General features: G+C 47.3%; 20 protein-coding genes. 3 read left to right on the top strand and 17 right to left on the bottom strand.

From position 1 onward, the window contains the following. Positions 1-219: 219 nt before the first annotated feature. The 4 genes from galU to pyrF all read right to left on the bottom strand — a co-directional run bounded on the left by galU (position 220) and on the right by pyrF (position 4,169). Entirely contained in the window at positions 220-1,113 is an 894-nt protein-coding gene (gene galU, locus GILYN3_RS04050) for a UTP--glucose-1-phosphate uridylyltransferase GalU (protein WP_049721666.1), read from the bottom strand. A gap of 30 nt (positions 1,114-1,143) precedes the next feature. Beyond that, entirely contained in the window at positions 1,144-2,505 is a 1,362-nt protein-coding gene (locus tag GILYN3_RS04045) for a phosphohexomutase domain-containing protein (protein WP_232305501.1), read from the bottom strand. Between the two features lie 250 nt (positions 2,506-2,755). Beyond that, positions 2,756-3,430: a (d)CMP kinase gene (gene cmk, locus GILYN3_RS04040; protein WP_049721664.1), complete on the bottom strand. Its 675-nt coding sequence runs from the start codon at positions 3,428-3,430 to the stop codon at positions 2,756-2,758. Continuing rightward, a complete protein-coding gene (gene pyrF / locus GILYN3_RS04035) occupies positions 3,423-4,169 on the bottom strand; it encodes an orotidine-5'-phosphate decarboxylase (protein ID WP_049722550.1) in 747 nt (248 codons plus the stop codon). The genes cmk and pyrF overlap by 8 nt, the downstream gene beginning before the upstream one ends. 730 nt (positions 4,170-4,899) lie before the next feature. Here pyrF and GILYN3_RS04030 point away from each other — a divergent pair. Then, entirely contained in the window at positions 4,900-5,196 is a 297-nt protein-coding gene (locus GILYN3_RS04030; protein ID WP_049721663.1) for a hypothetical protein, read from the top strand. A gap of 578 nt (positions 5,197-5,774) precedes the next feature. On the opposite strand, the gene GILYN3_RS04020 is transcribed toward GILYN3_RS04030, so the two are convergent. From GILYN3_RS04020 to GILYN3_RS03955, 12 genes are all read right to left on the bottom strand, one after another. Next, positions 5,775-6,335: a hypothetical protein gene (locus GILYN3_RS04020; RefSeq protein WP_049721661.1), complete on the bottom strand. Its 561-nt coding sequence runs from the start codon at positions 6,333-6,335 to the stop codon at positions 5,775-5,777. Positions 6,336-6,922: 587 nt separating this feature from the next. After that, the gene (locus tag GILYN3_RS04015) at positions 6,923-8,041 is read right to left on the bottom strand and encodes a PepSY-associated TM helix domain-containing protein (RefSeq protein WP_049721660.1); all 1,119 of its coding nucleotides are present in this window, start codon (positions 8,039-8,041) and stop codon (positions 6,923-6,925) included. Positions 8,042-8,115: 74 nt separating this feature from the next. After that, on the bottom strand, positions 8,116-10,239 hold the full coding sequence (locus GILYN3_RS04010; protein WP_049721659.1) for a TonB-dependent siderophore receptor: 2,124 nt from the start codon (positions 10,237-10,239) through the stop codon (positions 8,116-8,118). A gap of 608 nt (positions 10,240-10,847) precedes the next feature. Then, positions 10,848-11,258: a hypothetical protein gene (locus GILYN3_RS04005; protein ID WP_157484850.1), complete on the bottom strand. Its 411-nt coding sequence runs from the start codon at positions 11,256-11,258 to the stop codon at positions 10,848-10,850. A gap of 295 nt (positions 11,259-11,553) precedes the next feature. Next, positions 11,554-11,910 (bottom strand): hypothetical protein, encoded by a 357-nt coding sequence (locus tag GILYN3_RS04000; protein WP_049721657.1) that lies wholly within the window; start codon positions 11,908-11,910, stop codon positions 11,554-11,556. A gap of 459 nt (positions 11,911-12,369) precedes the next feature. After that, entirely contained in the window at positions 12,370-12,822 is a 453-nt protein-coding gene (locus GILYN3_RS03990; RefSeq protein ID WP_049721655.1) for a hypothetical protein, read from the bottom strand. 87 nt (positions 12,823-12,909) lie between these two features. Next, the gene (tnpC, locus tag GILYN3_RS03985) at positions 12,910-14,460 is read right to left on the bottom strand and encodes an IS66 family transposase (protein WP_049721473.1); all 1,551 of its coding nucleotides are present in this window, start codon (positions 14,458-14,460) and stop codon (positions 12,910-12,912) included. Between the two features lie 22 nt (positions 14,461-14,482). Beyond that, positions 14,483-14,839 carry an IS66 family insertion sequence element accessory protein TnpB gene (gene tnpB / locus GILYN3_RS03980; RefSeq protein ID WP_049721474.1) on the bottom strand — a complete coding sequence of 119 codons (357 nt, stop codon included), beginning with the start codon at positions 14,837-14,839 and terminating at the stop codon, positions 14,483-14,485. Then, the gene (gene tnpA / locus GILYN3_RS03975) at positions 14,836-15,126 is read right to left on the bottom strand and encodes an IS66 family insertion sequence element accessory protein TnpA (RefSeq protein WP_049721475.1); all 291 of its coding nucleotides are present in this window, start codon (positions 15,124-15,126) and stop codon (positions 14,836-14,838) included. Before tnpA ends, tnpB begins: the two co-directional genes overlap by 4 nt. A 76-nt stretch (positions 15,127-15,202) precedes the next feature. After that, entirely contained in the window at positions 15,203-15,535 is a 333-nt protein-coding gene (locus GILYN3_RS03970) for a transposase (protein WP_049721654.1), read from the bottom strand. A gap of 178 nt (positions 15,536-15,713) precedes the next feature. Next, a complete protein-coding gene (locus GILYN3_RS03965) occupies positions 15,714-16,226 on the bottom strand; it encodes a hypothetical protein (RefSeq protein ID WP_049721653.1) in 513 nt (170 codons plus the stop codon). A 359-nt stretch (positions 16,227-16,585) separates the two neighbouring features. After that, positions 16,586-17,422, bottom strand: coding sequence for a transposase (locus GILYN3_RS03955; protein WP_049721651.1), 837 nt, complete (start codon positions 17,420-17,422; stop codon positions 16,586-16,588). Between the two features lie 187 nt (positions 17,423-17,609). Between GILYN3_RS03955 and GILYN3_RS03950 the strand changes: the two genes are divergently transcribed. After that, positions 17,610-17,990 carry a helix-turn-helix domain-containing protein gene (locus tag GILYN3_RS03950; RefSeq protein WP_049721650.1) on the top strand — a complete coding sequence of 127 codons (381 nt, stop codon included), beginning with the start codon at positions 17,610-17,612 and terminating at the stop codon, positions 17,988-17,990. Continuing rightward, positions 17,990-18,589: a DUF4291 domain-containing protein gene (locus GILYN3_RS03945; protein WP_049721649.1), complete on the top strand. Its 600-nt coding sequence runs from the start codon at positions 17,990-17,992 to the stop codon at positions 18,587-18,589. The genes GILYN3_RS03950 and GILYN3_RS03945 overlap by 1 nt, the downstream gene beginning before the upstream one ends. Positions 18,590-18,598: 9 nt before the next feature. On the opposite strand, the gene GILYN3_RS03940 is transcribed toward GILYN3_RS03945, so the two are convergent. Continuing rightward, positions 18,599-18,934: a hypothetical protein gene (locus tag GILYN3_RS03940; RefSeq protein WP_049721648.1), complete on the bottom strand. Its 336-nt coding sequence runs from the start codon at positions 18,932-18,934 to the stop codon at positions 18,599-18,601. Positions 18,935-18,950: the final 16 nt, after the last annotated feature.

Raw genomic sequence — 18,950 nt, 5'->3', positions numbered from 1 at the left:
GGCCAGACATACGGGTTGATGGATGATTAAGGCAAACCGCTCTTTACACTGGCGAGCAACGGCTTGCTACTACTAAGGTCGCAAAATTACGACGGGTCTCAGCAGGTCGGGCAGGCTACCAGAGAGAATGACTATTGGCAAGCAATATTACCGCAAAGCACCGCCGAAAGCGCTTTGCGGTACAGATAAGCTGCACAATTTTAGCCGCGACAGGTAGTACTAGCTGCAATAAGTAGCACGGATATACTCTTTAACGCCCTCACCTACTTCTTTATTACGGGTAGCGTAGGCAATATTTGCAATGGCGTAGCCTGTCTTACTGCCGCAATCATGGCTTCTACCGATCAACTCGTAAGCCTCGACCTGCTCTCTCTCAAGCAATTTATCCAGCGCGTCGGTTAACTGAATCTCACCGCCAGCACCGGGCTGAGTGCGTTCTAGCAGATCCCAGGTCGCAGCCGACAGTATGTAACGCCCAACAATTGCAAGGTTAGAAGGGGCTTGATCTAAAGGCGGCTTCTCTACCATGGCATTAATTTTATGACTATTACCAGCACCGATATCCGCGCCGCCACAATCGACCACACCATATTTATGCACCCACTCCCAAGGCACACCTTCAACCAATATCTGGCTGGCGCCAGTCTCATCAAACCGGCGTACCATACCTGCCAAATTATCACGCCTTGGGTCGCACTCGTAACTGTCCACCAACACATCGGGCAACAGCACAGCAAAAGGCTCATCACCAATTACCGCTTTAGCGCACAATATTGCATGCCCCAAGCCCTTTGCCTCAGATTGGCGCACCGAGATTACCGTCAAGCCCGGAGGAGTAATAGATTTTACTTGCTCTAACAGCGAGCGTTTTAACCGAGCCTCTAGCTGAGCCTCAAGCTCAAAACTGGTATCAAAGTGGTTCTCAATGGAATTTTTCGAGGCATGTGTAACCAGCACGATCTCTTTAATACCCGCGGCGGCGGCTTCATCAACCACATACTGAATCAGCGGCTTATCGACAACCGGCAACATCTCTTTAGGAATGGCTTTAGTCGCAGGCAACATACGTGTACCCAATCCGGCGACAGGAATTACCGCTTTTTTGACTTGCATCCGTTCCTCCTACTTCATTTCACATTGAGTTTAACTATCAAGTAACGCAAGAATCTCGTCAGTTTTTGCTTGCATCAAAGCTCGGTCAGCACGGCTTTCTACATTTAGGCGTACCACCGGCTCAGTATTCGACATACGCAAATTAAAACGCCATTGCGCAAAACTCATACTGACACCGTCTGTTTCATCAATCTCCAAAGCTTCCGCCGCAAAATGAGCACGCACCTTGGCGATAGCGACTTTGGCATCGTCGACCTCGCGGTTAATTTCACCAGGAGATGGAAAGCGCGCAATACACTCCTCCATCATTGATGAAAGGGTCGAATTCTTACGACACATTAACTCTGTCACCAGCAGCCAAGGAATCATTCCACTGTCACAGTAAAAGAAATCACGAAAATAATGGTGAGCACTCATTTCGCCACCGTATATGGCATCTTCCTTACGCATACGCTCTTTGATAAATGCGTGCCCAGTTTTTGACTGAATCGCTTGGCCGCCACGCTGCTCGGCGATATCTATCGTGTTCCAAGTTAATCGCGGATCGTGTACAACTTTGCCGCCCGATTCTTTGATTAAAAACGCTTCCGCCAAAAGCCCTACTAAGTAGTAACCTTCGATAAATTCGCCTTTTTCATCAAAGAAAAAACAACGGTCAAAATCACCGTCCCACGCAATACCCAAATCGGCGCCGTGCTTTAATACGGCATCCCGCGTTGGGCCGCGATTCTCGATCAGCAGCGGGTTGGGAATACCGTTGGGGAATGTTGGGTCGGGCTCATGATGGATTTTAATAAATTCAAATGGCAGGTGTTTTTCAATCGCATCGATCACATGGCCTGCGGCGCCATTACCTGCGTTAACCACTATTTTAAAAGGCTTAAGCTGATCAATATCGACGTAGCCAAGCAAGTGTTCTATATAAGCATCAAGGGTGCTTTGCTGCACAAGTTGGCCACGCTTGCTTGGGTCAACAGCGGCAAACTCGCCCTCTTCGGCTAAACGCTTAATATCGAGTAGGCCGGTATCACCACTGATTGGTTTAGAGTTTTCACGGATTGGCTTCATGCCATTGTAATCAATCGGATTGTGGCTCGCGGTCACTTCAATGCCGCCGCTTGCGTTCAAATGGCTCGTGGCAAAGTACACCTCCTCGGTGCCCACCATACCAATATCGATGACATCAACACCTTCATCGCGCAAGCCATTACCTACGGCGGCTTTTAAGGACTCGCTGGTTTCACGCACGTCCCCACCCACCACAACGGTTTGCGGCTTAAGAAACTGGCCGTAAGCTCGACCAATACGGTAGGCAATATCTTCGTTTAACTCTTCGCCTAACTTGCCGCGAATATCATAAGCTTTAAAACATGTCAGATCTTGTAAACTCACGTCTTGCTCCATTGTTGAGTAATCTATTTTCAACCCAAGTTATGCACTACAAATAATCTTGCACAGCGGCAAAGCCATTTGTAAAAAATTCATCATTGTTCGCTATTTTTACCTCCAGGCTAGCCGCAACCAACTTGAAGCGCCACATCTGCCTTAATATCACAAGCGCTCACTACATCAACTACATACATGCAAGCATGTTCCGCACCAACATGTAGTTACTTGACAATAAAAAGGAGGGCTTTTGAAGTTAAGCGTCGATAGTAGCCAGCATCTGTTCGAGCACTTGCTCGATAGTCATATTGGTACTATCGACAACATGCGCGTCGCTCGCAGGGCGCAGCGGCGACGTAGCACGCGATTGATCGCGCTCATCTCGGGCCTGAATGTCCTCAATAAGGACAGCTAAATCGACCGATTCACCACGCTCGCACAATTGTTGATAGCGGCGCTGAGCCCGCGCCTCGGCACTCGCCGTTAAATAAAACTTATATTGCGCACCAGTAAAAACCGTAGTGCCCATATCGCGACCATCGGCAACCAACCCAGGGGCTACCGCAAAATCGCGCTGACGCTGTAATAGTGCAGCGCGCACAAGCTCTACCGCCGCCACTTCAGAGGCACGCATACTGACATGCTCTTGCCGAATCGCCATCGTCACATCAACGCCCTCCAACAGCACGGTAACACCGCCATCGGCGGGGGCAAATTCAACGTCGAGCGTGCTCGCGCAAGAGCTTAATGCCGCTTCGTCGTCAGCAGCAATACCTTTATTCATAGAGGCCAAGGCAACCAAACGGTAGAGCGCGCCACTATCTAATAGGCGGTAGCCCAAACGCTGCGCTAACAGCTGGCTTAAGGTGCCCTTCCCCGCGCCCGACGGGCCATCGATAGTCACAACCGTAGCGCTAGATTCACTACACATCGTCACAGACTCCATCAATGTCGGCCAAAATTTCGCGACACGCCAGCATCGGATCGGCAGCCTGAGTAATTGGCCTGCCAATTACTAAATAATCACTGCCGGCGGCAATCGCATCCGCTGGCGTCATAACTCGACGCTGGTCTCCTTGCTCGGCCGAAACCGGCCTAATGCCCGGAGTCACAAGCGTAAATCCTGCACCACAAGCTTGCTTTAGCGCAGCAGCTTCACGCGCAGAACACACAACACCATCAAGGCCTGCCTGCTTGGCAAGATCGGCCAAATAAAGCACCTGCTGCTCGGGCGAGCGTTGAATACCAATTTCGGTTAAATCGTCGGCATCCATACTGGTTAACACCGTCACCCCAATCAGGAGCGGTGGCGATTGAAATCGCGTCAACGCCTCACGGGCAGCCAACATCATCCGCCGGCCGCCACTGGCATGAACATTCACCATCCACACACCAAGCTCGGCCGCTGTGCGTACCGCCTTTGCTGTAGTGTTGGGAATGTCGTGAAATTTCAAATCGAGAAACACATCAAAACCAAGCGTCATCAGCTGTTCAACCAGCTGTGGTCCACAAGCGGTAAACAACTCTTTACCGACTTTTAATCGACATAATTGAGGCGACAACTGATGCGCAACCCGCAGGCAATCGTCCGCATTTTGATAATCCATAGCCACGACAATACGCGGCCCCTGGAGTGATAACTGGTTAATTTTCGATCCCGGCTCTGACATATTCCCCCCGTTTGGCGCTGCCACCGGCACGGTGCCGGACAGGAGCATATTAAAACAAACTTCGCCTAACTTAGCAGTAGCTGTAAGCTAGATAACAGCAAAATAGAGCAGGAAGGAGTCTAGGATTGCGGAGCAGCGCAAACAAAAAAGCACAGAAAAGGTTGGCAAAACGCTTGGTACGGTGGATTAAACGCCAGTTGCGTTTGCAGACAAAGCGGCATAAATTGTGGGAACCTCATCAAGCTAGTAGCGCTAAGGCTGGGACAGGCCCATATTACGGCCGACAACAATACTTAAAAGCGCCAAGGAGTACAGCCAAGCATGGACGGCCAAAGGGAAGCCAAGACAAACGACTAAAAACATTAAAACCAAACCCAATCACCAGCAGCGCCCCCTATAAACCGCTGACATTAAATAGCACAAATACTCGCACAATTGTATTTATCCACTTTTTACCGAGCCCCACCTTTTAAATTCGAGAGCCTACAGCAATGGCTAGATTCGATAATTTTATATCAAGGCTTACCACCACTCATAAAATATCCCTTAGTTTATGAGTTGGACAGACAGCGGTAGACTTCCAGTTACTGTAGAGTCTCTGTATCGTAAAAAACTCAATTTTTCAAAGGTCTTGATTAATTCATCAAAGGCTTCACAGCCCTCTCACCACTTAAGATGCTTATACACGCAATGGAGCGTGTCACCTACATCTACCAAAAAGGAATCTATTATGAGTGCAGAACTGGAAGCAGAGATAAACTTAAATGATTTTTATAAGGACGCGAGAGATGATGTGAAAAGTCTTCTCAAGTCAGTAAATTCCGCGGTGATTTTCAACGCCAGTGGCAAAGACGTAACGCTCCATGTTTACAACTATATTGACACGGTATTTTGGGTCTCAGCACAAAAAACGAAAATAGCCGATGGTTACTACGGAAATGGCGCGGCTTCAGGAACTTTCTTTAAAATTCACCCCAACAACAAAGACGATGAATTTTTGGTTGCCCCAGGTAATGCTTATGTTTAAAGGGGCCTGGAAAATCGAGAAAGTGAACCAGTAAGTCATACATTATAGTCCGCTCGGGGCACTCCTGAACGGGCTGCCAACATTTATCAGGAGAACATTATGCACCCCTTAACTAAGTTATTAGCTCTTTTCGCTGTGCTTTTTTAACAATGCCAGCTCAAGCAGGCTACCTAGACACTAGCCCCAACTGGAAAGCACCAGAAACCATTCCCCTGTCAAAAAAAATGGCTTTGAAGGCGGCCGAAAGCTGCAAAGCTGCAAAGCTGTCAACCATTACGCCAACAAGATCAAAGGGAATGACAGTGGCGCTATGATTGTCGCCGGAGCCCACCCTACCGCCGATGACAGAAAAGTGCATCTGACAGTTCGGTTATAGAGAGACAATCGTCATGAAAAAAGCTGCCATGTTTACATTAACAACACCGGCGCCTATTCAAGTTGTAAGTGTTGGGATATGTAGAGACTAAAGTGTAGAGACTCAAGGCCTTTGCAGGCTAAAGTCGGCGCCACTTTAAATCGCGCTCGACTTTAGCCATTCAAAGAGCGAGCTTATTTACCCTCACCACAAATAGAGTTAACTACTGACACAACATACTTTCAATATCGGCAATGCTAAGGTCAGTCGCCCGATCAGGAGTGATACTAATTGAAATGCCGTTAAGTGATATACTCATAGACCCACCGACACTAATTCCTGCTGTACGGATCTTAGTGATTTCATCGCCGGTCATTTCCAAAGTAACGCCAGTGCCACCGACGTTAATCACAAAATCACCCGAATCCAAGGCTTCTAAAGTTACGCCACTAATACCACCATTAGTTTCCTCAGCAGTAGACTCCCGGTAACAGTTATCACCAGCATCAACGCCATCACCCAAATAGTTGTATGCGGTCAAAACTCCATCAGCACCGATAAAATAATACTGCTTATTCTCTCCCCGACTCGCATCGTATAACCCTTTAACGGTATCGTACTTATCAGTTACCTGCGCAGGCTCATTATTCGTCACGACTGGATCGACATCTGGCGTCACTGTGACAGGCGCAGTTGAACTTTCACTGCCGCCGCCACCGCCACATGCAGTAAGTAATGACATACTCGACAAACCAACCAGTAATAAAGATTTTTTAAAAGGCATAAAACAACTCCGTTGTAATTTTATAGATAGCAAGTAACACCTATAGGCTCTCCCAAAGTAAGAAATTAACAACATAGGCATCGCACACCAAAATTCTTAAGGTGTGAGACAGTGAGTTCGAAATGGGGATAATCTGACAAAAAATCTGAAAATTCCATTTCATTAAACTTCCCTTTGGGAACTGAATTATGCCATACACTCATGAAAACGACAAAACATTCGATGGAAGACTATAACCTCAGCAGCCCGACAGACACCCTTGGTTACTATGGGCCTTTGACAAAATAAGCCTTACCTCTAAAAGAGTTTTTGTATTAAATCAGAGATTACAGGCCAATAAACCGTCAAGTTTATTGCCAATACTGCCTATCAAGCTCTCTCTACCCCAATACTGAAAAACTTATAAGGCCTGCGCAGCACTGAGTTGATCGTGTGCGGCTGAAGTCACGCTTGGGGCAAAAGCCGTGACAACCTCGATGAGGCCAGCACAACACAATACAGAAAAAGAATACGGCAGCGTGAGGCCGCCGTCGAAAATACTTACCATCACTACGCTTTTATGAGTGGCGAGAACAGTTTGGTAATACTTACCCAGCAGGAATTGCCTGTCGCGCCTGCTGACGTTTCAACTTCGCCCTGGCGCGCTGCTTACGCCGCTTGAACCACAAAGTAATACCCGTTATTGATAATATTAACGGTGATGCGCCCAGCACAGCCCAGATAATGCGCGAAAACAAACCGGCAAAATCCCCGTAATGAAGGCTGGTGTATGTGTCAATAATGCGAGCGCCTAAACCTGCCTCGCGAATATCGTAACTGGACAGTTTCTCGCCGGTTTGGGCATCGAATGTTGTTGTGCTGTTGTATTGGCTGGCGAGAATGTTGCCGGTTGGCACTTCACCCCACACGGTGATATTCGCTTGCGGCTCCCAAGGCAGTGACAAATAAGTAGCGGTACATCCGTCCACGCTTTGTTCGGCCTCGGCCACCAGTGCATCCAGTGAAAGCGTGTCGTTGTACAGTCGCTCCTGCATGACATGGTGCTCATGGCCGTCGGAGTGCTCTTCTATTTCGTGCAAATACGCCGCAATATTCCACCAGCCACCGGTAAAGGCTAAAATCACCAACACTGGCGCACTGACAATACCCACCATTTTATGCATATCGGAAAAGTACACCACCATGCGTGCATTCCAGCGCAAGGTAAAAAAGTTTTTCCAAAATTTGCGGTACAAAATAAACCCAGTAAGCCCTAACAATAACAGTGCGATGGAAAAAACACTGGTAATTAACAAGCCAACATCGTGCAGCAAAAAGGTATAGTGCAGCTCCAGCAACCAGTCGGTAAAATAATGATCGTGAGGGACCGGTGTCGACAGCAAGGTATTGGTGTAGGGGTTAAGCAACAGGTAGGACCACTCGCTAGTGCCCTTCTCCATTACGTAAACCACATCGGCCCGCGCGTCATCTTGAAATAACACCCAGCCCACTGCCTCATAGTTGGGTTGTTGGTGGTTAATGGTTTCGAGCAACGCGTTCAGCGGTGCGCGCTGCGCCTGCGGCTCTACCCGAACCTTGTCATGCATCAGCAGCGAGTCAATCTCGTGCTTAAACACCAACAAACTGCCGGTAATACAAATCACCAAAAGTGGTATAAACGCAAAGAGCGCCGCCCAACTATGTATTTTAAACAGTGATTTATTCACGGCTTACCCCATTCAAAACAAAGGCGGGGGCCACTATGCCCCCGATAAGATTAATGTATCGTTAAACGATTACGTTAAAAGCTTACGCTAGCCGAGACATTAATACTGCGCGGCGCGGCATAGTAGGCTTGTTCGTATTTTACCGAGCTGAAGTATTTATCGTCGGTCAGGTTATCGAGATTCACATTCAAAGTGAAGTTATCCGTTACCTGATAGCGTGCATAACCACCGACTACGGCGTAGGAATCTTGGGCAATGCGGCCGTACCCAGAGGTAAAGTAAACCTCATCTTGCCAGCGAGTAGACACACCCATTGCCAAGTCAGGCACTGCCGAGGGGTTCCAGGTCAGCAATAACTTGGCGCTATTGCGCGGAATAAACGTGCGCGCATCATCGCCGTTGGGGTCTTCCAATTCCAGGTAGGTGTAGCCGGCCTGCACCGAGATTTGGTCGGTGATAGAACCGGCCACTTCAAGCTCAACACCCTGCGACTCAACATCAATACCACGGTAAATAGAGTAGTCAAAATCATCGCTATAATCGGTATCGTCAATTCCGTCGCCATCGCCATACTCTTTAAACTCTTCGAGATTGGATTGTTCGGTGCGGAACAGTGCCAAAGTTACCAGCGCATTATTGGCAAAGCTTTTCTTTAAACCCAACTCGTAACTTTTACCCTCGGCAGAGCCGAGCGATTGCAAGTCTTCACCCAACACATACTGGGGCTGATAAATATCGCTATAACTTGCGTAAAGATTTAGGCTATCAGCCAACTCCCAGGTAAAACCAATATAAGGGCTGCTGCCATCTTCTTGTGAATCGGTCGGTACCCCATAACTGACACCTTCATTGCTGTAGTCGACCATATTCAACCCCAAAATCAGGTTGATATTATCGCTAACGGCCAACAATAAAGAGCCGTAAATACGATCGAGACGAATGTCCTGATGAGCTGACTGGTAAGGGGTATCCCAGATTGGGCGCTCAACCTCAGCTCCGGTCCAACCTGGGAAAGCAGGCATGGCCACAAAGCCAGACAGCGCATCGTGAGCATAGGATTGCGAATCACTATCGGCCGAGCTAACCCCCAACTGCAATTGGTGCTCCAATCCCCAAGCCATAAAGCGGCCGCTCAGGTTCGCATCTAAAATTAAATTCTCTTTTTCATCGTCGAACTTGCCGGGATAGCTAAGTAGCCCCAGTCCGGTATCGGCATCCAACCCCTCATTCCAATAAATATAAAACACTTCGGAATGTTCTTCGTAATCGGTATGCATAGCCGAGGCGGTCAGGCGCCAGTTTTGGTTTATCTCCCAACCCAGCTCCACGAAGGTTTCATCTGTTAAGGTATCCCAGTAGGTCCAGTCCATGGTTGTCGAGGTGGCAACATCGTAATCGGCCTGTTCGCCATTACTGTAAATAACCGGAACGGCGCCCCAAAGCACGCCTTCGCTGTTGTTGTCCTGACGGCTATAACCTACGGCGAGAGTCACATCATCGGTCAACTGACCATCGACCACCAGATAACCGAGCTGACGCTCGTTGTTGTAATGGTCCAGCCAGCTGTCCTTTTCCTGAGCCACCAGCACACCGCGCGCCGCCCACGAGCCGGTAGACGTTAAAGGCGTGGAGACGTCCAATTCCGCCCGGCGATTATCCCAGCTACCCCCGGTAAGCTTTACCGAGCCTGTGAATTCATTAGTTGGGCGCTTGCGCACGTAATTAATAGTGCCCGAAGGGTTACCCAGCCCGGTAATAAGGCCATTGGAACCCCGAATAACTTCGACTTTTTCATACAGTGCCGTATCGACATCGCCCACCACTAACGACCCAAAAGGCATCCCAATGCCGTCGATATGCATGCTGGTAATGTCAAAGCCACGCGCGTTGTAATAGGTGCGGTCCGTCTCGGTGGAGTCAACGTTGATGCCGGTTGTCATCTTGAGCAGAGCATTGATGTCCGACAGAGCAAAATCGTCAATAACGGTAGAATCAATAATGGTCAGCGACTGTGGCGTCTCGTAAATACCCATGTCCAGCCCGGTCGCACCGCTGCTTTTACGGTCATCACGCACACCTGTAATGATCATCTCCTCGACCCCTAGCGCTAAAGAATCCTCCGCCAAAACGGTCGCTGCACTCAAGGCAGGCAACATCAAAACACCACTCAACATTTGCGCCAACACGGACTTCTGCATAAATTCTCCACCGCCTCACAGTAAAATTGGCAGATATTGTGGCACCAGACAAATGCAAATGCAAACAATAACGATTACCAATAGCTGGTTTTTATAAGACGCCCTAGCCCATAATTAGTGGCTCAATAAAGCTAAAGCAGAGGATAGATAGCGTGAGCGCCCAATGCCAATCCCGTAATTTTTTCTCCGATGGATTTTTAAGATCAGCACCACTCTTAGTGGCGCTTAAAAAGGCGAGCGGAAAAGCAGCAAAACTTATAAGGCTCGCCTGCCGCAAGAAAACGATGATTCAATAAGACAGATAGCGCGGCGTCCATCAGGACTAAAGATTTTAATAGCCTTACCCAAAGGCCGGATATATGGAGGCAACCTTTTTACGATCATAAGAGATTTATATTGCAATACAGAGAGGACCATATATGCCCCCGCTATTCTTAGAGCAGTTATGCCTGAAAATTCAATACGCATAGGACGAGCCATAAGAGGCACCTCGAAGCTTCAATTCATCTAAAACTTAGCACACCTCGTCGGGATGTCAAATGTAAGGCCTGACCCCGATGATTTTTGACCCCGATGATTTTCCGTGCCGGAATTAATACAGCTAATAGTTAATTTAGATTGCTTGTATATTCTTTATGTAGGTGGGGGTGACGTTTTTCCAGCTCATCGATTAGAGAGTTATGACTGCTTTGCAAATAAATTCCGAATTCATTTAATTTTAATGCGTATTTCAGTATTTTTTCCGCTTGATCTTTCTCTTGCCTAGTTGCCGCGAAAAGAGCAATGTCAAGTGCGTCTCGAGTCCCGTCATTCTCTTTGATATTAACTCCTAAGTCGATCAGTTTTTTGAGGTTTTTTAGCTCTTTTTCGGCATTTGTTGAGTACGGATTTGTTGTGAACCTATCTGCGTGTATTTCAATTAGGTTCATGCTAAAGAATTCGTTTATATAATCGACCTCTGGAAATATTCCTTCTTCTTGAAGCTCAATGGCGAAGTCTATGTTATCGGCTTCGATCATTAATTGTAGTGCATTATTTGGAAGTGTGGCGCCAGTCCTTATTATATCAATTATGTCTTTCTTTTTGGATCCTCTATAGGCGGCTGTCGACTGCAGTATCACATCCCCATAAAAAAGCCCTGTCAAATGATTAAATTTTTCAATACGTTCTTTAAGTTCCGAATACTCTTTTGATCCTGATATCTCAAGCTTAAATTTTTCCTCGTGAGTTAAGGTTTTTCTATATGTGAATTAATATATCTCCAGTCATCTAGGGTTAATTTTTCACTAAGAATTCGTTTATGTAAGCCATTGCTTATGTTGATCCCTCTTTTTTTAACACGCGGTATAATTTTATTCCTGACATGGTTTTAAGGTTGTGCTTTTTGACTGCTTCTTTATTTAATTGACTCTCCATTTTGAGCTTTTCATTATAGCTAAAATCGTCAAAATAATTATTTTTTCTACTTGTTCTTATTTCTTTTTCTAAATTTTTTTCTAGAGTGTTAAGGTGGTCGATAATGTTAGCTGATTTTTTGTCGGCTTGTGAGGATGTGTCACTATCCTTATTGGTGTTGTCAGGAGTTTTAATGATATAATATGCCGATGCGCCACCTAAAAGAATTATAAAAACCACCCTAATAAAGAGTGATGAACCAGCTTCCTTCTTCATTTTTAATCCTTTAAGATTCTGTTTTGTCGATAGAGATCAGCTCAAATATTATGTCAATTTTTTTATTTATATTGATAACTAATATTGAAAATTGAATTAATATTGGGACTATAAAAGCTAGCAAAGCTTCCGATCTTTCAATGCTATATCCAAATGCCGATAATAGTATGATTAATAATATAGGAGCTAAATATACATATCTATATAGGGTCATATTGGCGCCAATTTCCCTGTAGCAACTGCATAAGGAATCTTTGCTTTTAGGTGGGGGAGCGCATGTGAGGTTTTGCATGTCTTTCGTCCTTCTGGTAAGTTTTCGTAGGTGTCACCGGTAAAGCGCTATTTACATTGTGTTTTCATTTTCGATACGCCGGCTCGACAATATCCCATGGCTTTAGTTGTTAATTCAGCGCATGGAGCCAGGGGAGTATCGGGGTCAGGCCTTACATTTGACACTGTTTAATCAAAGCTCTTTACGGCGCGACTGACCGTTGCGTAACTGACCCCAAACGCGTCACCAACTCCCGATAGCGTATAGTGACCGCTGCGATACGCCGCTGACATACCCTCTTTTCGGTCACTGTACAGATCAACGTAATACTCCAACGGTCTGGGTGGGCTGAGCTTTTGCGGTTTTGGAATGTCCAGCAAGGATTGATCTGGATTCATCTTAGCTTGAGCGTCGTCGACAAACTCGTCTGAGCCAAGATACACCTGATTCTTTAGTTCTTCCCAAGGTGAAGACTGATTTTTACCCTCTTGGACAAAGCGCTTATAACCCTCCATCGCAGCTTTTCGGCGACGGCCAAAGTTTCCAAGCACCCAATCTGTCGTTAGCGCTCTTGCCCCCGCTGTTTGGCCGGCGGTGGCTCGATAACTACTCCATGGCCACTCGCGCGCCGAGCGCACCATGCGAGCCCGCACAGGGTTTAATACAATATACCTTGCCAGCTCTAATAAATAGGCGTCTTCATCGTAAGCGCCAAACCAACCACCCGGTTATGATTGGTTTAACTTGATGCTAGCGTTCCATGGCAGTAGCGCCTCGATCGACTCAACACTTTGCGCATTGGGCAGCTCTTTAAAAACCACTTTCAAGTAATCATACGGATTCAGGCCGTTGGCCTTGGCCGTTTCGATTAAGCTATAAAGATTGGCGCTGGCATTGGCACCGGCCTGGCTATTAGAGAACAACCAGTTCTTCCGCCCCACGGTAAACGGACGTATGGCATTCTCTGCCCGGTTGTTATCGATCGGGTAAGCACCGCCGTCCAGATAGCGGACAAGCCTATCCCACTGATTATGCAGGTAGAGTAATGCCTTGCCGATCGCGCTTTGCGGCGGCACATTAGGCAGGCTTTTTTCCAGCCAGGCTCGCAGTTTGTTGATGACGGGTTTCGCCTCTTGTTGCCGCCTTCGGTAGCGCTCATCTGGCGGCTGATCCTTTATGGATTTTTCTAAGGCGTACAGTTTTTGGATGAGCGCCAAGCCCTGATCGGCTTTGCCAGCTTTGCCTTTTTTCTGGACGGTTTTGGCGTCCATGAATTTGCGCCGGGCGTGAGCCCAGCACCCTAAGCGGGTGATGCGGTAGTCTGTACACGCTTTTCCATAGCCTTCGTAACCATCGACCATGATGGCACCCACACTCGCATCGAGTAAATCCAGCGGCACCGACTGACGCCGGGAGTCGGCGTAGTGGAACAGCACGGTGGGACTGGCAGCGAAGCTGCCCATCACCCACATGTAGCTTTGGCTCTCAGCGGTTTTCCCTGGCTCGTTGAGAACCTGTACGGTGGTTTCGTCCAAGTGGATGACAGGCTGCGCTAACAGCTTGTCATGCAAGAGATTAATCAGCGGCTGCACCAGCTGCCCCGAACGGATCATCCAGTTGGCAAGGTTGGTTCGGTCCAGGGCTAACCCGGCGCGTTTAAAGATCTCACTCTGGCGGTACAGTGGCAGTGCATCGCAGTATTTCTGGGTAGCCACATAAGCGAGCAGCCCTGCACTGGCGATACTTTTTTCAATGGGCTGTTTGGGTTTGGTGGCGGTGACGTGGTGCTTTTCGCAGCAAGGGCACACGTACTTCTGGCGCCGATGGACGATCACCTTGGCCTGGGCGGGGATGATATCCAGTTGCTCGTGGTCTTCAGTGCCGATAGCCTTTAGCTCGGCGCCATCGTGCGGGCACACCCGCTCGGATTCAGGCAACTCATACAACACCTCTTCACGCGGAAGGTTCGCCGGTAGGCTGACCCGTGGTTGCTTACGGCGAGTATGAGACGGGACATCAATGGTGTCTTCTTGTGTGGCTTCAGCGGGTTCGCTCGCCTCGCCTTTCTCTGCCGATTCGGCTTCATTGAACAGCCCTAGATCGAGCTGATCCTTAGAGAGCTTTTCACTGCTGGCAGAGAACTGCTTGCGTTGAAATTGTTTAATGAGTTCTTCGAGGGTGCTGATGCGACTCGCACGGCTTTTTAAAAGCGTTTCTTGTTCTTCAAGTTGCGCTTCAAGCTCTTTGATTTTGTGTTCAAGCGGTGCGATTTCTGACATGCCGCTATTTTACCAAAACTCATCAACGAACGTCTCGGTAAAACAGCGTTTCATGCGGTTTTAATTGAGCGATATCAAACCCGCGCAAGAGCCATTGCCACTGTTCGTGATCCAGTACCACAGGATCTTCCGGCAAGCGCTTGGGCCACTTAAACTTATCGCGCTCTAAGCGCTTTTGCCACAGAGCAAAACCCGTCTCATCCCAGTACAACACCTTAAGTTGACTGCGCTTTTTGTTGCAGAAGACAAACAGCGCAGGATCAAAAGGCGAAATCGCCATCTCATCCTGAACGATAACGCTTAATCCGTTAATCGCTTTGCGAAAGTCTACCGGCTCGCGGTGTAGGTAGACCTTAATATCTGCCGGCCACTGGATCATGCAGCCAAAGCCTTGACCAGTTGTGCGATAGTGTCCACATCGCCGGCGGGAAGCTTCACCGCGACAGAGCCGTAGTGTATCGTTGCCTCACCGGACGGCTTAGGCTCGGCCAGTACGGTTCGGGAAAACCTACTTGGTTCAGGACGAGCTTTAAGCTTTGTCCGTCGCAGGCTGAAGTATTTAGCGTTGAGCCCACGTTCGGCACAGAACTTGGCTTGAGTTAATCCGCTTTGCTCGAACTCCTCGATCAGAGTCAGCCAGTCGGATTGGCTGCGATGCTTTTTCATGTGAACCTCCTATTGATGAAAGCTGGGAGGTTACTGGCCTAGGATTGATTCGTATAGTGGGTGGTTGGTTTGGCGCTTACTCTTTTTCTACCAGTATAGCCTTATAGCGCCCCTGCAACAGATGCCCTACTCGTTGGTGCTGACGATTGAATGCCGAGGTATAGGTGCCATTTAGGTATTTCATGCCTTTGGATAAGGATGGCACTTGTGTCTCAATCAGCAAGTGATAATGATTCGACATCAAACAATAGCCGTGACACAACCAATGAAAGCGATCACAGGCAACGGCCAAGAGCCGTAAAAAACACTCAAAATCATCGTCCCCTAGAAATATATTCTGCCGTGCGTTACCACGAGAGGTGACGTGATACAAAGCACCTGAAAATTCAATGCGCAGAGGGCGAGCCATAAGAGGCACCTCGAAGCTTCAATTCATCTAAAACTTAGCACTCCTCGTCGGGATGTCAAATGTAAGGCCTGACCCCTATATTTTCTTATATTTCTGTTTAGCAACCCCAATAAAAATTGGGGTTAAAAATTAACGTCCCATGCCTATTCGGACAGCGGACAGGACGCCAAGCAATTATTTATTGCAATTGTGAACCCGTCTGCCCTAGCACATCTAAAAAGATTGAAACTTTTTTCCTGACTCGCAGACTTGATCCCCGATCAACAATATAACACTGCCCATATTCAAGTGGCCCCGCCTCAACAACGGCTTTTTTGAATTCATCTGGTCTTACAATCTGCTCCTCAAATTCGGGAGAGGCGATATTTTTATCAAATACTGCCGACAAACTATTACCCAGTGCAAAACGTTTCTGTTGGTCGGCCAGCACAATAAAGAATTTTTTTTCCTTAGAGCAAGCATAAAAAAAATCGCCCCAACATAAGAATCCGATCAATAAAGCCCTATCCCCTACAAGCCAAGACCAGCTTGCCATAAAGCCATCATCAAAGTCTTGATCCACAATGGTTACAAGGCCATTACTATATAAACCAGAATTCATTTTGCCCCATGGCTCACCACGTGCAAAACCACTAAACTTAGGCACAGGTAATCCGGTAGGGCCTGTGAAGCTGTATTTTTCAAAAAACATCAATCATCCGCCTTGTTCTCAATAATTACTCGGACCGTAGGAGTGTCATCCGGATCAACAGCATTTAATTGATCCCTAACCGAATCTGTTTGTCTACTATTTTGGGTACCTAATGATCTATTTACACCACTGTCGCCAGCTCTGCTAATACAAGTGGGGTCTCCACCTATACAAACATCTGCTCGGTGTAAAACATCTAGGCCCTCAAAGTCAAAATCAGAATTCTCATCTCGAAACTCACGAATTGCGCCGGACGCTTCCGAGGGCCTCCCATTTACCCCATAACTATCAATAGTATCAGGAGTATCGGGGTCAGGCCTTACAGGAGTATCGGGGTCAGGCCTTACATTTGACACTGTTTAATCAAAGCTCTTTACGGCGCGACTGACCGTTGCGTAACTGACCCCAAACGCGTCACCAACTTCCGATAGCGTATAGTGACCGCTGCGATATGCCGCTGACATGCCCTCTTTTCGGTCATTGTACAGATCAACGTAATACTCCAACGGCTTGGGTGGGCTGAGCTTTTGCGGTTTTGGAATGTCCAGCAAGGATTGATCTGGATTCATCTTAGCTTGAGCGTCGTCGACAAACTCGTCTGAGCCAAGATACACCTGATTCTTTAGTTCTTCCCAAGGTGAAGACTGATTTTTACCCTCTTGGACAAAGCGCTTATAACTCTCCACCGCAGCTTTTCGGCGACGGCCAAAGTTTCCTAGCACCCAATCTGTCGTTAGCGCTCTTGCCCCCGCTGTTTGACCGGCGGTGGCTCGATAACTGCTCCATGGCCACTCGCGCGCCGAGCGCACCATGTGAGCCCGCACAGGGTTTAATACAATATACCTTGCCAGCTCTAATAAATAGGCGTCTTTTTCTACCAGTATAGCCTTATAGCGCCCCTGCAACAGATGCCCTACTCGTTGGTGCTGACGATTGAATGCCGAGGTATAGGTGCCATTTAGGTATTTCATGCCTTTGGATAAGGATGGCGCTTGTGTCTCAATCAGCAAGTGATAATGATTCGACATCAAACAATAGGCGTGACACAACCAATGAAAGCGATCACAGGCAACGGCCAAGAGCCGTAAAAAACACTCAAAATCATCGTCCCCTAGAAATATATTCTGCCGTGCGTTACCACGAGAGGTGACGTGATACAAAGCACCTGAAAATTCAATGCGCAGAGGGCGAGCCATAAGAGGCACCTCGAAGCTTCAATTCATCTAAAACTTAGCACTCCTCGTCGGGATGTCAAATGTAAGGCCTGACCCCTATATTTTAAACTTAGTAGCTTTCCCTTAAAATGTAAAATGTAAGGCCTGACCCCGATGATTTTTTTAACGGGTATCATTGCAATACCTAATATAAACGGAGGATTAAGCTATGGGCAATTCCATTATCTGGCTATTACCCATGAACTTCCCAACTCGACTGATTCAGATACGCAAAGCACAAGGTTTAACGCAGCAAGGGCTAGCCGATGCTGCTGAGATGCATATCAACCAAGTACGTCGATACGAGACAGGGGCGGCTCAACCCACCTTAGAAGGGCTTATCAAATTGGCTAAGGCATTACACGTCAGCCTTGATGAACTCGTGTTTGAAGCCAGTGACCGTGGCCCTAGCGAGAAGATGAAGTTTTTGTTTGAGGCAATTGAGCAACTAAATCAGGATGAACAGCAAGTTATTCAAGAACTGCTCGAAGGCATGGTGATGAAGTACCAGACTCGGCGTTGGGATTCAGCACGGGCGGGAGCAAAGTGATGGAGATCCCAACCCGCCAGATACGCGCCGTTTATGACGATAAAACTATTCGTGTTTATCAAGCTTACAGTGATGCCATTGCCGACTCAGCACTTGAGCACGGCACATTCAAATCACCACCATTTAAAATGGAACGCATGACCTGGATTAAACCCTCATTTCTTTGGATGATGTATCGCTCAGGATGGGGTAAAAAAGACAGCGGGCAGAATCGTATTCTGGCAATTGATATTTCTAGAGAAGGTTTTGAATGGGCGCTTGAACATAGCTTACTTAGCCATGAAGCAAAAAACTATACCGACAAAGAAGAATGGTTAAAAATTAAGAAAGCAACTCCCGTTCGTATCCAATGGGACCCAGAGCGGGATTTACATTTACAGCCTTTGGAACATCGAGCTATTCAGATTGGGCTAACTAATGAAGCTGTACCACTCTATGTGAATAAGTGGGTTCAGAACATTACCGAAGTCACCGAACTTGCCGAAGAGGCTCATTCTCTTATAGAAAAAAACAGCTTAGAAGCAGTCAAAAGACTACTCCCCATCGAAACTGAATATCCTCTCAATACAAAACTAACAACAAAATTAAATACTACGTAGCAGCATCTTTTATTTTGAGTCATAAGACCCGAACGGACCGTATACAACTTGGTTAGCACCAATAGATTCTGCAAACTCAGATTGTCTAGGTAAATTATTTGTATAGTCCGGCCAAGTTTCTTTCACGTGATCATCCCATGAATCCACATCCATCTCATGCACAGGCTCAAGAATTTCTTCAGGATGAAGCCCATCCTCAGCCAATTTCTTTAAAATATTTTCCACCGCTTCAACGTAGGTATCTCCTTGTGAATAACAGGTGACATATGCGCCTCCGATCTCCGGAGGCATTATGGAATTTTCTAATCCCTTCACATGAAACGGGACAATAAATACTTTTAACATCAACAAACCTTTTTTA

It is taken from the genome of Gilvimarinus polysaccharolyticus (genome assembly GCF_001187555.1).
Lineage (GTDB): Bacteria > Pseudomonadota > Gammaproteobacteria > Pseudomonadales > Cellvibrionaceae > Gilvimarinus > Gilvimarinus polysaccharolyticus.
This window is presented reverse-complemented; position numbering and strand designations above follow the sequence as displayed.

Bases quoted from the DNA above. Each gene is read 5' to 3' on its own strand.
- galU (WP_049721666.1), bottom strand. From the start codon at position 1,113: ATGCAAGTCAAAAAAGCGGTAATTCCTGTCGCCGGATTGGGTACACGT.
- cmk (WP_049721664.1), bottom strand. From the start codon at position 3,430: ATGTGTAGTGAATCTAGCGCTACGGTTGTGACTATCGATGGCCCGTCG.
- pyrF (WP_049722550.1), bottom strand. From the start codon at position 4,169: ATGTCAGAGCCGGGATCGAAAATTAACCAGTTATCACTCCAGGGGCCG.
- GILYN3_RS04030 (WP_049721663.1), top strand. From the start codon at position 4,900: ATGAGTGCAGAACTGGAAGCAGAGATAAACTTAAATGATTTTTATAAG.
- GILYN3_RS04020 (WP_049721661.1), bottom strand. From the start codon at position 6,335: ATGCCTTTTAAAAAATCTTTATTACTGGTTGGTTTGTCGAGTATGTCA.
- GILYN3_RS04010 (WP_049721659.1), bottom strand. From the start codon at position 10,239: ATGCAGAAGTCCGTGTTGGCGCAAATGTTGAGTGGTGTTTTGATGTTG.
- GILYN3_RS04005 (WP_157484850.1), bottom strand. From the start codon at position 11,258: ATGATCGAAGCCGATAACATAGACTTCGCCATTGAGCTTCAAGAAGAA.
- GILYN3_RS04000 (WP_049721657.1), bottom strand. From the start codon at position 11,910: ATGAAGAAGGAAGCTGGTTCATCACTCTTTATTAGGGTGGTTTTTATA.
- GILYN3_RS03990 (WP_049721655.1), bottom strand. From the start codon at position 12,822: ATGGTGCGCTCGGCGCGCGAGTGGCCATGGAGTAGTTATCGAGCCACC.
- tnpC (WP_049721473.1), bottom strand. From the start codon at position 14,460: ATGTCAGAAATCGCACCGCTTGAACACAAAATCAAAGAGCTTGAAGCG.
- tnpB (WP_049721474.1), bottom strand. From the start codon at position 14,839: ATGATCCAGTGGCCGGCAGATATTAAGGTCTACCTACACCGCGAGCCG.
- tnpA (WP_049721475.1), bottom strand. From the start codon at position 15,126: ATGAAAAAGCATCGCAGCCAATCCGACTGGCTGACTCTGATCGAGGAG.
- GILYN3_RS03970 (WP_049721654.1), bottom strand. From the start codon at position 15,535: ATGGCTCGCCCTCTGCGCATTGAATTTTCAGGTGCTTTGTATCACGTC.
- GILYN3_RS03965 (WP_049721653.1), bottom strand. From the start codon at position 16,226: ATGTTTTTTGAAAAATACAGCTTCACAGGCCCTACCGGATTACCTGTG.
- GILYN3_RS03955 (WP_049721651.1), bottom strand. From the start codon at position 17,422: ATGGCTCGCCCTCTGCGCATTGAATTTTCAGGTGCTTTGTATCACGTC.
- GILYN3_RS03950 (WP_049721650.1), top strand. From the start codon at position 17,610: ATGGGCAATTCCATTATCTGGCTATTACCCATGAACTTCCCAACTCGA.
- GILYN3_RS03945 (WP_049721649.1), top strand. From the start codon at position 17,990: ATGGAGATCCCAACCCGCCAGATACGCGCCGTTTATGACGATAAAACT.
- GILYN3_RS03940 (WP_049721648.1), bottom strand. From the start codon at position 18,934: ATGTTAAAAGTATTTATTGTCCCGTTTCATGTGAAGGGATTAGAAAAT.